The organism is Pseudomonas sp. NFACC46-3, assembly GCF_900114515.1.
GTDB classification, from domain to species: domain Bacteria; phylum Pseudomonadota; class Gammaproteobacteria; order Pseudomonadales; family Pseudomonadaceae; genus Aquipseudomonas; species Aquipseudomonas fluorescens_Q.
The window spans coordinates 42,427-57,461 of the sequence record NZ_FOTH01000009.1; the positions used below are offsets into that span (position 1 = coordinate 42,427).

The 15,035-nt window shown below is 59.7% G+C and carries 14 protein-coding genes; 4 read left to right on the forward strand and 10 right to left on the reverse strand.

Features of this window, described 5'->3' with window-relative positions:
* Positions 1 to 45: 45 nt before the first annotated feature.
* From carA to grpE, 5 genes are all read right to left on the reverse strand, one after another.
* Positions 46 to 1,182, reverse strand: coding sequence for a glutamine-hydrolyzing carbamoyl-phosphate synthase small subunit (carA, locus tag BM300_RS11875; protein WP_003197697.1), 1,137 nt, complete (start codon positions 1,180 to 1,182; stop codon positions 46 to 48).
* Between the two features lie 255 nt (positions 1,183 to 1,437).
* Positions 1,438 to 2,244, reverse strand: a complete 807-nt coding sequence (gene dapB / locus BM300_RS11880) for a 4-hydroxy-tetrahydrodipicolinate reductase (RefSeq protein ID WP_092462945.1) — start codon at positions 2,242 to 2,244, stop codon at positions 1,438 to 1,440.
* Positions 2,245 to 2,253: 9 nt separating this feature from the next.
* Positions 2,254 to 3,378, reverse strand: coding sequence for a molecular chaperone DnaJ (gene dnaJ, locus BM300_RS11885; RefSeq protein ID WP_003197693.1), 1,125 nt, complete (start codon positions 3,376 to 3,378; stop codon positions 2,254 to 2,256).
* A 322-nt stretch (positions 3,379 to 3,700) separates the two neighbouring features.
* Positions 3,701 to 5,617, reverse strand: a complete 1,917-nt coding sequence (gene dnaK, locus BM300_RS11890) for a molecular chaperone DnaK (protein WP_014336568.1) — start codon at positions 5,615 to 5,617, stop codon at positions 3,701 to 3,703.
* A 101-nt stretch (positions 5,618 to 5,718) separates the two neighbouring features.
* Positions 5,719 to 6,285: a nucleotide exchange factor GrpE gene (gene grpE, locus BM300_RS11895; protein WP_013692249.1), complete on the reverse strand. Its 567-nt coding sequence runs from the start codon at positions 6,283 to 6,285 to the stop codon at positions 5,719 to 5,721.
* 241 nt (positions 6,286 to 6,526) lie between these two features.
* Here grpE and recN point away from each other — a divergent pair, with 241 nt between their 5' ends.
* Positions 6,527 to 8,200: a DNA repair protein RecN gene (gene recN, locus BM300_RS11900; RefSeq protein WP_063322990.1), complete on the forward strand. Its 1,674-nt coding sequence runs from the start codon at positions 6,527 to 6,529 to the stop codon at positions 8,198 to 8,200.
* Positions 8,201 to 8,277: 77 nt separating this feature from the next.
* On the opposite strand, the gene fur is transcribed toward recN, so the two are convergent.
* On the reverse strand, positions 8,278 to 8,682 hold the full coding sequence (gene fur, locus BM300_RS11905) for a ferric iron uptake transcriptional regulator (RefSeq protein WP_003197684.1): 405 nt from the start codon (positions 8,680 to 8,682) through the stop codon (positions 8,278 to 8,280).
* Positions 8,683 to 8,779: 97 nt separating this feature from the next.
* Here fur and BM300_RS11910 point away from each other — a divergent pair, with 97 nt between their 5' ends.
* Positions 8,780 to 9,307, forward strand: coding sequence for an outer membrane protein assembly factor BamE (locus tag BM300_RS11910; RefSeq protein ID WP_072341055.1), 528 nt, complete (start codon positions 8,780 to 8,782; stop codon positions 9,305 to 9,307).
* A gap of 59 nt (positions 9,308 to 9,366) precedes the next feature.
* Here the strand turns inward: BM300_RS11910 and BM300_RS11915 are convergent, their stop codons facing one another.
* The 3 genes from BM300_RS11915 to BM300_RS11925 are packed head-to-tail and all read right to left on the reverse strand — an operon-like array spanning position 9,367 to position 11,520.
* Entirely contained in the window at positions 9,367 to 9,669 is a 303-nt protein-coding gene (locus tag BM300_RS11915) for an RnfH family protein (RefSeq protein WP_092346817.1), read from the reverse strand.
* Entirely contained in the window at positions 9,666 to 10,109 is a 444-nt protein-coding gene (locus BM300_RS11920; protein WP_024617726.1) for a type II toxin-antitoxin system RatA family toxin, read from the reverse strand. Before BM300_RS11920 ends, BM300_RS11915 begins: the two co-directional genes overlap by 4 nt.
* A 7-nt stretch (positions 10,110 to 10,116) precedes the next feature.
* Positions 10,117 to 11,520: a sodium-dependent transporter gene (locus BM300_RS11925; protein WP_092146259.1), complete on the reverse strand. Its 1,404-nt coding sequence runs from the start codon at positions 11,518 to 11,520 to the stop codon at positions 10,117 to 10,119.
* Positions 11,521 to 11,638: 118 nt separating this feature from the next.
* On the opposite strand from BM300_RS11925, the gene smpB reads away from it, so the two are divergent.
* A complete protein-coding gene (smpB, locus tag BM300_RS11930) occupies positions 11,639 to 12,121 on the forward strand; it encodes an SsrA-binding protein SmpB (RefSeq protein WP_042730880.1) in 483 nt (160 codons plus the stop codon).
* Positions 12,122 to 12,268: 147 nt separating this feature from the next.
* On the opposite strand, the gene BM300_RS11935 is transcribed toward smpB, so the two are convergent.
* Entirely contained in the window at positions 12,269 to 13,036 is a 768-nt protein-coding gene (locus BM300_RS11935) for an FCD domain-containing protein (RefSeq protein ID WP_092146124.1), read from the reverse strand.
* Positions 13,037 to 13,298: 262 nt separating this feature from the next.
* Between BM300_RS11935 and BM300_RS11940 the strand changes: the two genes are divergently transcribed.
* Positions 13,299 to 14,993, forward strand: coding sequence for a lactate permease LctP family transporter (locus BM300_RS11940; RefSeq protein ID WP_092146261.1), 1,695 nt, complete (start codon positions 13,299 to 13,301; stop codon positions 14,991 to 14,993).
* Positions 14,994 to 15,035: the final 42 nt, after the last annotated feature.

Below are 15,035 nucleotides of genomic sequence, written 5' to 3' on the forward strand. Positions count from 1 at the left end.
CCGAAGGGGCCGCCGCGCTCGGGGCCGCCCTCGGGCTTCTCGCGGTCAGCGTCGCTTGGCCATCTCGTTGATGAAGCGATCGAACAGCGGAGCCACATCGTTCGGGCCCGGGCTCGCTTCAGGGTGGCCCTGGAAGCTGAACGCGCTCTTGTCGGTACGCTCGATACCTTGCAGCGTGCCGTCGAACAGCGACTTGTGAATCGCGCGCACATTGGCCGGCAGAGTGGCTTCGTCCACCGCGAAACCGTGGTTCTGGCTGGTGATCATCACCACGCCGGTATCCAGGTCCTGCACGGGGTGGTTGGCACCGTGGTGGCCGTGGCCCATCTTCAAGGTCTTGGCGCCCGAAGCCAGAGCCAGCAGTTGGTGACCGAGGCAGATACCGAATACCGGGATCTCGGTTTCCAGCACGTCCTTGATCGCCTGGATCGCATAGTCGCAAGGCTCCGGGTCACCCGGGCCGTTGGACAGGAACACACCGTCGGGCTTGAGGGCCAGGACGTCGGCGGCCGGGGTTTGGGCCGGCACCACGGTGACGCGGCAACCACGCTCGACCAGCATGCGCAGGATGTTCAGCTTGACGCCGTAGTCGTAGGCCACGACGTGGTAAGGCAGCTCGGAAGCCTCGATCGTCGCGTGACTGTCGGTCTTCAGGTCCCAGACCGTGGAGCGCCATTCGTACTGTTTCTTGGTGCTGACGACTTTCGCCAGGTCCATGCCCTTGAGGCCAGGGAAGCCCTGGGCAGCGGCAATGGCGGCTTCTTCGGAAATGTTGTCGCCGGCCATGATGCAGCCGTTTTGCGCGCCTTTTTCCCGAAGGATGCGGGTCAGGCGACGGGTGTCGATACCGGCGATCGCCACGACGTTGTTGGCTTTCAGGTAATCGGACAGGGACATCGTGTTACGCCAGTTGCTCGCTACCAGCGGCAAGTCACGGATGACCAGGCCGGCGGACCAGACACGGTCAGACTCGGCGTCTTCCGGCGTAGTGCCGGTGTTGCCGATGTGCGGGTAAGTCAGGGTAACGATTTGTTGGGCGTAGGAAGGATCGGTAAGAATTTCCTGATAGCCGGTCATTGCGGTGTTAAACACCACCTCACCAACGGTCTGACCGTCGGCTCCAATGGCTTCGCCGCGAAAAATGCTGCCATCAGCAAGGGCGAGTATGGCTGGCTTAGTCAAGAAGACCTCCCGTAAATAAAGCCTGAAAGGGCGATCGCAGGTTGTAAAAAAGCGGAGTGACGTATGGACACGTCACCCCGCTTGTTCACTGAATTATTCTGCGCGCTTTTAGTGGACACACTAAAGCTGTAGCTTACAGAAAAAGGCTTTTTTGGTCCACCGCTAATGAGCCTTGAAGGCAGGGGAATGCGACAGGCCGTCGCGAAGCGGTGTAAAACGGGGCCCAGTATAACCTGAACCCCGCACCTAGGGGCATCAACGCAGGTCGAGAACGTCCTGCATGTCGTACAAACCAGGCTCGCGGCTATCCAGCCACAGCGCGGCACGTACAGCACCCTTGGCGAAAGTCATCCGGCTCGATGCCTTGTGGGTGATCTCCAGACGCTCGCCTTCAGTGGCGAACAGCACGGTGTGGTCGCCCACCACATCACCGCCGCGCACAGTGGCGAAACCGATGGTGCTGCGCTCACGAGCACCGGTGTGCCCCTGACGCCCATACACTGCCACTTCCTGCAGATCGCGACCCAACGCATCGGCAATCACCTCACCCATGCGCAAGGCCGTTCCCGAAGGCGCGTCGATCTTGTGCCGGTGATGCGCCTCGATGATTTCGATATCCGCATCGTCACCCAAGACCCGGGCCGCCATGTCCAGCAGCTTCAGCGACAGGTTCACGCCCACGCTGAAGTTCGCGGCAAACACGATCGGAATGTCCTTGCCCGCATCGGCCAGCAATTGCTTTTGCGCAGCATCCAGCCCCGTCGTACCGATCACCATGGCCTTGCCGTGCTTGCGGCAGATCGCGAGGTTTTTCAGCATCACTTCCGGCAAGGTGAAATCAATCAGTACATCGAACTCGTCGAGCACTTTCTCCAGGCCACCGGACATCGGCACGCCGATACGCCCCAGTGAGGCCAACTCGCCCGCATCGGCACCTACCAGCGTGCTGTCGGGCCGAACGATGGCCGCCGTCAGGCCGGAAAGCGGCGAGCGCTGCTGCACCGCCTCGACCAGCGCCTTGCCCATGCGCCCCGCAGCGCCCATCACAGCTATACGTCGCATGCGAACTCCTTACAGGTCGCCGAAGAAGCGTTTTACACCTTCGAACCAACCGGTGGTTTTCGGGGAGTGACTGTTGTCATCCGCCAGCGAGTTGCGGAACTCTTCCAACAGCTCACGCTGACGCCGCCCCAGGTTGACCGGAGTCTCCACCGCCACGCGGCACATCAGGTCGCCCGCACCACCGCCACGCACTGGCGCGACGCCTTTGCCGCGGATCCGGAACTGCTTGCCGGTCTGCGTGCCCTCGGGGATTTTCAGCTTGACGCGACCGTCGAGGGTCGGAATCTCAAGCTCACCACCCAAGGCCGCATCGACGAAGCTGATCGGCACTTCGCAGAACAGGTGCTTGCCGTCGCGCTGGAAAATCGCATGCTCGCGCACATTGATGACCACATACAGATCACCAGTCGGGCCGCCCTGGGCACCTGCCTCGCCTTCGCCGGACAGGCGAATGCGGTCACCGGTGTCGACACCGGCCGGCACTTTGACCGACAGCGTCTTGTACTCTTCGACACGCCCTTCACCGTGGCAGGAGTCGCACGGATCGGAAATGATCTTGCCTTGGCCATGGCAACGCGGGCAGGTCTGCTGCACCGAGAAGAAGCCCTGCTGCATGCGAACCTGGCCGATGCCGCCACAGGTCGGGCACGTAACGGGCGAGGAGCCCTTCTTGGCGCCCGAGCCATCGCATGGCTTGCAATTGACCAGCGTTGGAACACGGATATTGACGGTAGTACCGCGCACCGCTTCTTCCAGGTTCAACTCCAACGTGTAGCGCAAATCGCTGCCACGCTGAGCGCCGCCACGGGCACCGCCGCGACCGCCACCGAAGAAATCGCTGAACACATCACCGAAAATATCGGAAAAGTTCTGACCGCCGAAACCGGCACCGCCGCCACCCATGCTTGGGTCGACGCCGGCATGACCGTACTGATCGTAAGCCGCGCGCTTGCTCGAATCGGACAGCACTTCGTAGGCCTCGTTGGCCTCCTTGAACATCTCTTCCGACGCTTTGTCGCCGGGATTACGGTCCGGGTGGTGCTTCATCGCCAGGCGACGATAGGCCTTTTTCAGGTCCGCCTCGCTGGCCCCCCGCTCGACACCCAATACTTCGTAAAAGTCACGCTTTGCCATTAGTCTTTGCACTCTTATAGGACGTCCGGCAAACCTCTCCTGAACCTTGCCAAACTCGTTGAGCCCCAATACAGGCCCGGACCCAACTCACGTCGATTCAACGATCCTGGTCTTAAGTTTTTCAGCCAGGGACCCGGCCAAAACGCGGTGTCCGCCGCTCGGAAAGCAGGAGCATTCCCGATCACACCGCCAGCATCCGAGCGTTGTCGCATGCTGTAAAAATTCATTGACTCCAGACACGCCAACGCGGGAGCAAGCTCCCGCGCGGCGACATCCTACCAGCCACCGCACAAATGCAGTCAACCGGCCGACCAACAAGCGATTACTTGTGGTCTTTCACTTCTTCGAACTCGGCGTCAACGACGTCGTCGGCTTTCTCGGCCGATTCGCCCTGCGCAGCCGCGCCTTCTGCAGGCTGAGCCTGTTCGGCGTACATTTTCTGAGCCACTGGCGCAGAGACCTTGGACAGCTCTTCGATCTTCGCTTCGATGGCGGCCTTGTCGTCGCCTTTGACGGCAGCTTCCAGGGCAACCACGGCCGCTTCGATGGCGGTTTTCTCTTCCGCGGTCACTTTTTCGCCAGCATCAGCGATCATTTTGCGAGTCGAGTGCACCAAGGCATCGCCCTGGTTACGAGCGCTGGCCAGTTCTTCGAACTTGCGGTCTTCCTCGGCGTTGACTTCAGCATCGCGAACCATCTGCTGAATTTCTTCCTCGGACAGACCGGAGTTGGCCTTGATCACGATCGACTGAGTCTTGCCGGTAGCCTTGTCTTTCGCGCCGACGTGCAGGATGCCGTTGGCGTCGATGTCGAAGGTCACTTCGATTTGTGGCACGCCACGCGGTGCTGGTGGAATCTCGGCCAGGTCGAACTTGCCCAGGGACTTGTTCTGTGCGGCTTGCTTACGCTCACCTTGCAGCACGTGAATGGTCACTGCGCCCTGGTTGTCGTCGGCAGTCGAGAACACCTGGGATTTCTTGGTAGGAATCGTGGTGTTTTTCTCGATCAGCGCGGTCATTACGCCGCCCATGGTTTCGATACCCAGAGTCAGCGGGCTGACGTCGAGCAGCAGAACGTCTTTCACGTCACCAGCCAATACCGCGCCCTGGATAGCAGCACCCATGGCAACAGCTTCGTCAGGGTTGACGTCTTTACGCGCTTCTTTACCGAAGAAATCGGTCACCAACTTCTGAACCAGTGGCATACGGGTCTGACCGCCAACCAGGATCACGTCGTTGATCGAACCAACGTCGATACCGGCGTCTTTCATAGCGATGCGGCAAGGTTCGATGGTGCGCTGAACCAGGTCTTCCACCAGCGCTTCGAGCTTGGCGCGGGAGATTTTTACGTTCAGGTGCTTAGGACCGGTGGCGTCTGCGGTGATGTACGGCAGGTTCACGTCGGTCGACTGGCTCGAGGACAGTTCGATCTTGGCTTTTTCAGCGGCTTCTTTCAGGCGCTGCATGGCCAGCGGGTCACCCTTGAGGTTCATGCCGCTTTCTTTCTTGAACTCGTCGACGAGGTAGTCGATCAGGCGGATGTCGAAGTCTTCACCACCGAGGAATGTGTCACCGTTGGTTGCCAATACTTCGAACTGGTGCTCGCCGTCGACTTCAGCGATCTCGATCACGGAAACGTCGAAGGTACCGCCACCCAGGTCATAAACGATCACGGTGTGATCGCCCTTGGCCTTGTCCATACCGTAGGCCAGAGCGGCCGCAGTCGGTTCGTTGATGATACGTTTTACGTCCAGGCCCGCGATGCGGCCGGCGTCTTTGGTCGCCTGGCGCTGGCTGTCGTTGAAATAGGCAGGCACAGTAATGACCGCCTCAGTCACCGCTTCGCCGAGGTAATCTTCGGCGGTTTTCTTCATTTTCTTGAGGATTTCAGCCGAGATCTGTGGCGGCGCCATTTTCTGGCCGTTCACTTCAACCCAGGCATCGCCGTTGTCAGCCTTGGCGATTTTGTAAGGCACCATCTTGATGTCTTTCTGGACGACTTCTTCGTCGAACTTGCGACCGATCAGACGCTTCACCGCGTACAGGGTGTTATGCGGATTGGTCACTGCCTGACGCTTGGCCGATTGGCCAACCAGAATCTCGCCATCATTGGCGTAAGCGATGATCGACGGCGTAGTACGCGCGCCTTCAGCGTTTTCGATGACTTTGGCCTTGCCGTTTTCCAGCACGGAGACGCACGAGTTGGTGGTCCCCAGGTCGATACCGATAATCTTGCCCATGTTAACTCTCCCGGAACTTGGATTTTGTTGCCGCAGCAGTGGTGGCTAACTGCGGTAGCACTTAAACGCTTGACATATAGATGGGGCCGCTACGACCGATTTCAAGCCTGCTCATCAATAGAAGGCGAAACCGGCGCTGGCGTCTTGCTGACCACGACCATGGCCGGACGCAGCAGGCGCCCATTGAGCAGATAGCCCTTCTGGAAAACCTTCAGCACACTGTTTGGCTCGACGTCGGCACTTTCCTGCATCGCCATGGCCTGGTGGTGCTCGGCGTTGAAGGGTTCGCCATGGGGATCAAGGGTTTCGAGCTGATAACGCTTGAGGGTGTCCTGGAACATCTTCAGGGTCAGCTCGATGCCTTCACGCATCGGACGAATGTTTTCGTCATCCGGGTTGGACAGTTCCAGGCCACGCTCCAGGCTGTCGATGATCGGCAGCAGGTCGCCGGCGAAACGCTCCAGGGCGAATTTATGAGCCTTCTCTACATCTTGCTCGGCGCGACGGCGGACATTCTGCAGGTCGGCTGCTACACGCAACGCCTGATCCTGCGCACCGGCCAGTTGCTCCTCGAGCACTTGTACACGTGCCGCCAGGTCTTCACCGGAATCCTGGGAAGCCTGATTGGCGTCTAGATTTTGCGTGTCCTGCGTCTGTTCGTCAGCCATAGATTTCTCCTCTCAACTTCGTCCGCGAGCTCAACTCGCGCTTCTGCCCCGGTATATGGGGTCGGGTTTTGCAGCTTCAAGGGCCATCTGACGAATTAACCTTACAAAAAACAGCTGCATAACCATTCCCCGCCGCGCTAAGAAAATCATTTATCCAAGCAAATCGAGCTAAGCAAAGGCGTTGTCAGGCCAAAACAAAACACTGTATAAATAACCAGACCTAAAGCCTGGGAGCGGCCTTATGCTGGTGCACCTGTCCGTACACAACTATGCCATCGTCGAACACCTCGACCTCGAACTTGATCGAGGCATGAGTGTGATCACCGGTGAAACCGGCGCAGGCAAGTCGATCATGCTCGATGCCCTGGGCCTGACGCTGGGCGACCGCGCCGACAGTGGCGTAGTGCGCCCCGGAGCGGACAAGGCCGACATCCTGGCGACGTTCGACCTGGTCGACATCCCCGAGGCCAGCGCCTGGCTGGCCGAACGCGACCTGGACACCGACGGCCTGTGCATCCTGCGCCGGGTCATCACCGCCGAAGGACGCTCCCGCGGCTACATCAATGGCACGCCCTGCCCCTTGGGCGACCTCAAGGCCCTCGGCGAGCTGCTGATCGACATTCACAGCCAGCATGAACACCAATCCCTGCTCAAGACCGACACCCATCGCCGCTTGCTGGATGAATACGCCGGCGCCACCGACCTGGCCCGACAGGTCCAACTGGCGGCCCAACGCTGGCGCCAAACCCGGCAGGAACTGGATCGACTCTCCAACTCCGGCGACGAACAGCGCGCCCGTCACCAGTTGCTGAGCTATCAGCTCGAAGAGCTGGAGAACCTGGCCCTAGGTGAAAATGAACTGGCAGAACTGGAGCAGGAACACAAGAACCTGACCAACGCCGAAACCCTGCTGGGCATTTGCCGGCAAGTGGTCGAACAATGCAGCGAGAGCGATTCGGGCAATGTGCTCAATGCGCTGACAGCGAGCTTGAACCGACTCTCCAGTGTGAACAATTCGGTGGGCGCCCTGAACGAAGCGACGAACCTGCTGACGAGCGCGCAGATCCAGGTCGAAGAAGCCGTCGGGGAGCTGAATCGGTTCCTCGATCATTTCGATGCCGACCCGGCCCGCCTGCAGTACCTGGAAGAGCGCCTGGACACCATCTATACACTGGCGCGCAAGCACCGCATCCAGCCGGCCGACGTTGCCGAACTCCAGCAGCGGCTGCTGGAAGAACTGGAAACCCTGAACGCCAACGATGAATCCATCGAGCGCCTGGGGGACGAACTGGCTTCTTATGCCCGTCATTATCAGGAAAAGGCCAAGGAGCTCAGTGAACTGCGGCAGCACGCCGCAACAGGGCTGGCCAGCGCCGTGGAGCAGGAGATCCAGCGCCTGGGCATGCCCGGCGGGCGCTTCACCATCGAATTGCGCCCCAACGCTGGCGACGAGCTCCAGCCCAACGGGCTGGAGCAAGTGGAACTGCTGGTCAGCGCCAACCCAGGGCAACCGCTCAAGGCCCTGGCCAAAGTCGCGTCCGGCGGCGAACTGTCACGAATCAGCCTGGCCATCCAGGTCATCACCGCGCAGACCTCCCGTGTGCCGACGCTGGTATTCGACGAAGTGGACGTGGGCATCGGTGGCCCAACCGCGGAAATTGTCGGCCAGTTGCTGCGCCGACTGGGGGAACGCGGCCAGGTACTGACGGTGACTCACCTGCCCCAGGTCGCCGCCCAGGGACACCAGCATCTATTTGTGCATAAGGTACGCGGCGAGGATGCCACTCGCACCGCCGTGTCCAAGCTCAACAAAAACGAGCGCGTAGAAGAAGTGGCGCGAATGCTCGGGGGCATCGACCTCACCAAGGAATCCCTGGCCCACGCGAAAAAAATGGTCGTTACAGCGAAAATCTGAGAACGGCAGAAAGCACGAAGGCGACCCTGGGGTCGCCTTCGTTCGTTTCGCGAACCGTAATAGTCCGCGCGACATGCTTACTTTTTCTTGCGTACGTACAGCACAAGATTGTGATCAACCATCTCGAAGCCATACTTGTCGACGATTGCTTTCTGCAGCCGCTCGATTTCTTCGTCGAAAAATTCGATCACTTCACTGGTCTCGACGTTGACCATATGGTCGTGATGCTTGCCGTCGTCCAGCTCGAAGACCGCATGGCCTCCGTCGAAGTTGTGCCGCACCACCAAGCCAGCTGCCTCGAACTGGGTCAGAACACGGTAAACCGTGGCCAGACCGACGTCCTCACCAGCCTCCATAAGCGCCTTATAGACATCTTCAGCACTCATGTGGCGTTGCTCGGCGGAATCGAGCATTTGTAGAATCTTGACCCGTGGCAGGGTCACTTTGAGGCCGGCTTTGCGTAGTTCGCTATTTTCAACCATGGTCAGCTTTCTCGCGATGCTGCTTCGCAGCTTCTCTTAATGCGGGTATGATCGGCGTTTACGTTGTCCCAGCCAAGATAGTGGAAGTCGCCCACCGATGCAAAACACCAAGCTCTTGCTAACCAGTTTCACCTTTGTGGGACTGCTCGCACTCGCCGGTTGTTCATTCCCCGGGGTTTACAAAATCGACATCCAGCAGGGCAATGTCGTCACGCAGGACATGATAGACCAGTTACGCCCGGGAATGACCCGCCGGCAAGTACGGTTTATCATGGGTAACCCTCTGCTGACCGACACGTTCCATGCCGATCGCTGGGATTATCTGTACAGCTTGCAGCCAGGCGGCGGTGAACGCCAGCAGGAACGCATCAGCGTTATCTTCAGCCCCAACGACCAACTCGTCAGCCTGTCAGGCGATTTCATGCCTGGCGTGAGTCGTGACGAAGCCATCTTGGGCAAGGACAGCGACAACACCGTTACCGACCCGACCCAGAAAGCCGAACAGCCAAAACCGGAAAAACCGGCCAAGCCAGGTTCGTTGCTGGACCAGATCCAGAAGGATGTGGACAAAGTCGAGACCGTACCAGTCCCGACGCCAGAGCCCCTGGACACATCGCCGCAATAAATGGCGGCATAAAAAAACCCGGCATGCCGGGTTTTTTATTGCCTGTCATTCAAGCCAGGTTATTGCTCCGATTGGCGTGCCTGGGCAGCCTTGGCCGCGCGCAGGCGCCGAATTTCCTTCGGATCGGCCAACAACGGGCGATAAATCTCCAGTCGATCGGCCGCCTGCACCACCTGATGCTCTGGATCGGCAACCAGCTTGCCAAAAATCCCCACCGGGCAAGTCGTCAGATCCAGCTCCGGAAACACATCGGCAATACCGGATGCCGCCAGTGCGGCGCGAACACTCGCGCCCTCCTGCACCATGCAGGTGCGCAAGACCTGACGCTCCGCTGAGGCATACACCACTTCTATCTCAATCAACGCTTGAGCTCTGCATTCTGCTTGGCCCGCTGGCAGAACGCATCGACCAGGGTATTGGCGGCCTGATTGAACAGCGGCCCCAGCGTCGCCCGCACCAGAGGACCGGCGTAGTCGAACGACAGGTCCAGGCTGATCTTGCAGGCCTTTTCACCCAGCGGCTTGAACACCCAGACACCGTGGAGCTGATTGAAAGGCCCTTCCTCCAGATTCATCTCGATGGACTGTCCCGGCACCAGCGTATTGCGCGTGACGAAGCGCTGGCTCAAGCCGCTCTTGGCAATGTTGAGGCTGGCGCGCATATGGGTTTCAGAGCTTTCCAGCACCTCGGCCGACGAGCACCACGGCAAGAACTCCGGGTAGCTCGCCACATCGTTGACCAGGTCATACAGCGCCTGCGCCGGGTAGGGCAGCAAGGCCGAGCGTTGAATATGTGTCGTCATGTAAGCGTCACTTCCACAGCTGGGCGGCAAACACTACAAGAATGCCGATGGGCGCCACATAGCGCATCAAGAACAGGCTCAAGCCGAACAATACCGGGCTACGCAGCGACAGCTCATCACGCACTGCTTCACGCCCCATGATCCATCCTGCAAACACTACGAAACACAAACCACCCAATGGCAGCATGATCCGTGAGGTGAAGAAATCAATCACGCCGAAGAAATCCAGCCCTCCGGTGGCGCCCCACTGGTAGAGATGGAACAGCCCGTCTTCGTTCACGAAAAACTTCGCCTGCTTCCATATATTGAAGGAAAACACCGTGCCCAGGCCGACAAACCAACAGGTGAAGGCCAGCCAGAAGGTTACCCAGGCACGACTGAGCCGGGTCCGTTCAACCAGGTAAGCCACCATGGGTTCCAGCAGGGAGATAGCCGAACTCCAGGCCGCGATGGCCACCAGGAGAAAAAACACCACGCCCATCACCTGGCCGAACGCCATGCTGCCAAAGGCAAAGGGCAGGCTGACGAACATCAACCCTGGCCCCTCGCTCGGATTCAGGCCGGCAGCGAACACAATCGGAAACAATGCCACGCCCGCCAGCAGCGACACGAAGGTGTCCAGCAGTGCAACGCCGACCACAGTTCGGGTCAGGGAGGCATTCTTGGGCATGTAGGCGCCATAGATCATGATCGAACCGACCCCGACGCTCAGGGAGAAAAACGCATGCCCCATGGCCGGCAGCAGGCCGTCCAGGACTTTCTCCGGCTGGAAGTCGAACATGAAATGCACGCCTTCCATGAAATGCCCGGTGGTCATGCTGTAGCCCAGCAGCACCAGGATCATCACGAACAGCAACGGCATCATGATCCGCAGGCTGCGCTCAAGCCCGGCCACCACGCCCCGGGCAATTACCACCGCCGAGAGCACCATGAAAATCGTGTGCCAGAGGGTCAGCCTCCAGGGATCGGCGATCACATTGCCGAAGTAGGCGCCCACCTGATCCGGCGTGGCCCCTTGGAAATCCCCGCGCCCCATGTCGATGATGTAGTCCAGGGACCAGCCACCGACCACGCTATAGAAAGACAGGATCAACAGCGCCGTGATCATCCCGGCGAAGGCGCCCCACGACCACTTGGTCGAATGGCCAGCCTCTACCGCCAGTACCTTCAGGGCATTGGCCGGGCTTTGCCGGGCCCGACGTCCGATCAGGGTTTCGGCCAGCATCACCGGTGCGCCGATCAGCGCGATGCACGCCAGGAACATCAATACGAAGGCGCCGCCACCGTAGACGCCGACCATGTACGGAAACTTCCAGATACTACCCAGCCCCACGGCAGAACCAGTCGCCGCGAGTATGAAGACCCAGCGGCTAGCCCAACTGCCGTGGACAGAAACCTTGTCTGTCGACATCGTGATCACGCCCAAGCATTCAAAAAAGAGGCCGCATTGTCCGGGATTCACTCAACGTGCTCAAGCACGCTGCTTCACCGTAGCCGACACGCGCGCAACTGCCTATAATGCCGCCCCTATGGCTAAACAGAAGAAACACCCCACAGGGACCATCGCGCAAAATAAAAAGGCGCGACACGATTACTTCATCGAACAACGTTTCGAGGCTGGCATGGTCCTGGCCGGCTGGGAAGTAAAGAGCTTGCGTGCCGGCAAGGCGCAACTGGTCGACAGCTATGTGCTGCTCAAGGACGGCGAAGCCTGGCTGCTGGGCAGTCATATCACGCCGCTGACCACCGCCAGCACCCACGTGATTGCCGACCCGGTGCGCTCGCGCAAATTGCTGCTCAACAAACGCGAGCTGGAAAAACTTTTCGCCTCGGTGCAACAGAAGGGTTACACCTGCGTCTGCACGTCGTTGTACTGGAGCAAGCACTTGATCAAGTGCGAAATTGCCCTGGGCAAGGGCAAGAAGGAATACGACAAGCGCGATACCGAGCGTGAACGTGATGCCGGCCGCGAGCTGCAGCGTGCAGTGCGCAACAAGGGCAAGGAAGACTGAGTCTTTCGTCCTTGAGACCGCTATCGCGAGCAAGCTCGCTCCCACATAGGATCTTTTGCGAACACAGAATATGTGTACAACAGTGAGCCCGTGTGGGAGCGGGCTTGCTCGCGAATACAGAAGCCCAATCGCCACCGAACTCGCGACCTACATCCCCTTGCGCCGCTCCGCCCGCGCCACCCGCTGCACCTCCTGACGCACCTCTTCCAAGACTTCCTGCACATACAAGATATGCCGGCTGGACACTTCCCGCGCCTGTTCGGCGTGCCCGTCCATGATGGCCTGGTACAACTCCCGGTGCTGGCTGATCAGCATGTCGCGGGTTTCACTGCGCTGCTTGTACATGCCGCCGATGTTGGTCACCACGTTGCGCTTGAGCAAATCGAACAAGCCGCGAATCGTGTGCAGCAACACGGCGTTATGACTGGCCTCGGCGATCGCCAAGTGAAACCGGGCATCCGCCGCGCCCTCCTCCGCCCGGCTGACCTCGTCGTGGCGCGAGTAACAATCCAGCAGCTCGTCGAATGCCGCCGTCAGCCGCTCGCGGTCCACATCCGTGGCCCGCTGCGCCGCGTAATAAGCACAGGACGCTTCCAAGGTGTGACGGAACTCCAGCAAGTCACGCTGCGCTTCGGGATTGCTTTCCAAAAGCTGCAGCAGCGGATCACTGAACGTCGAGCCCAGCGACTCCACCACATAGTTGCCGCCGCCCTGGCGACTGACCAACAAGCCTTTGGCCGCCAGCTTCTGGATCGCCTCGCGCAACGAAGGGCGTGACACACCGAACTGCTCAGCCAGGGTCCGTTCGGCCGGCAGCCGCTCACCGGACTTGAGCGTGCCCTCAAGGATCATGCCTTCAAGCCGCTCGACAATATCGTCAGACAAACGGCGCTGACGAATCTGATCAAACCCCATAACTCAATTCTCCACGATCCCGACCGCTCGCCGGGCCCTCTATTCTGGCCCATCCGGGCTTTATCCACACCCCGTAAAAGCCGCTTCTACCAACGGATCAGATGCCATCTGCACCGCTTATTCGACGAAAGTTTCAGGGCGGCAAATTGACACACGACAACCAAGGCTTTTACCCTAGCCAACAGCGATTGTAAATTGGTATTACCAATTAACCAAATCCGCTGACAGTGCCTGACCAACAACAATTAGGGGCCCACCCATGATGCAAACCTGGCAACAGCTCTACAGCCCGCTCGGCAGCCTCGGCTTGTCCGCACTCGCGGCCGTCATTCCCATCGTATTTTTCTTCCTGGCCCTGGCGGTGTTTCGCCTCAAGGGACATGTGGCCGGCAGCATTACCCTGGCCCTGGCGATCGCTGTGGCGATTTTCGCGTTCAATATGCCCGCCGACATGGCCTTCGCAGCCGCCGGCTATGGCTTTGCCTACGGTCTGTGGCCCATCGCCTGGATCATCGTCGCCGCCGTATTCCTCTACAAACTGACGGTCAAGAGCGGCCAGTTCGAGGTGATTCGCAGCTCAGTGCTGTCGATTACCGATGACCAACGCCTGCAAGTGCTGCTGATCGGCTTTTGCTTCGGCGCGTTCCTCGAAGGGGCCGCCGGTTTCGGTGCCCCGGTGGCGATCACTGCCGCCCTGCTGGTCGGCCTGGGCTTCAACCCCCTGTATGCCGCGGGCCTGTGCCTGATCGCCAACACCGCCCCGGTCGCGTTCGGCGCGTTGGGCATTCCGATCATCGTGGCCGGTCAGGTTACCGGGATCGACGCCTTCAAGATCGGCGCCATGACCGGTCGCCAACTGCCCCTGCTGTCGCTGTTCGTGCCGTTCTGGCTGGTGTTCATGATGGACGGTCTGCGCGGCGTGCGGGAAACCTGGCCAGCAGCGCTGGTGGCCGGCTTGAGCTTCGCCATCACCCAGTACTTCACCTCCAACTTCATCGGCCCGGAACTGCCGGACATCACCTCCGCCCTGGCCAGCCTGATTTCCCTGACGCTGTTCCTGAAAGTCTGGCAGCCCAAGCGCACCGCCGGCGCCCAGATTGCCGGCGCCACCTCCAGCGCAACGGTCACCGCCAGCGTCGGCGGTTTCGGCCAACCGCGCAGCACGGTGGCTTCGCCCTACAGCCTGGGAGAAATCATCAAAGCCTGGTCGCCGTTCCTGATCCTGACCGTATTGGTGACGATCTGGACCCTCAAGCCGTTCAAGGCAATGTTCGCTGCGGGCGGTTCGATGTACGGCTGGGTGTTCAACTTCGCCATCCCGCACCTGGACCAGATGGTGATCAAGGTCGCGCCCATCGTGATCAACCCCACTGCCATTCCGGCCGTGTTCAAGCTTGATCCGATTTCCGCCACCGGCACGGCGATTTTCTTCTCCGCATTGATCTCGATGCTGGTGCTGAAGATCAATATCAAAACTGGTCTTACCACTTTTAAAGAGACACTTTTCGAGCTGCGCTGGCCGATCCTGTCCATCGGCATGGTGCTGGCATTCGCCTTCGTCACCAACTACTCGGGCATGTCGTCGACCATGGCCCTGGTACTGGCCGGCACGGGCGCGGCGTTCCCGTTCTTCTCGCCGTTCCTGGGTTGGCTGGGCGTGTTCCTGACCGGTTCCGATACGTCGTCCAACGCGTTGTTCAGCTCGCTGCAAGCCACCACCGCGCACCAGCTCGGCGTCAACGACACCTTGCTCGTGGCGGCCAATACCAGCGGCGGCGTGACCGGCAAGATGATTTCGCCACAATCGATCGCGGTGGCCTGCGCGGCGACCGGGCTGGTGGGCAAGGAATCGGATCTGTTCCGTTTCACCCTCAAACACAGCCTATTCTTTGCAACGATTGTCGGCCTGATCACGTTGGCCCAGGCCTACTGGTTTACCGGCATGCTGGTTCATTAAGTCCTACACGCAACACTGGAAAAACCGACGCCGAACCGTGAT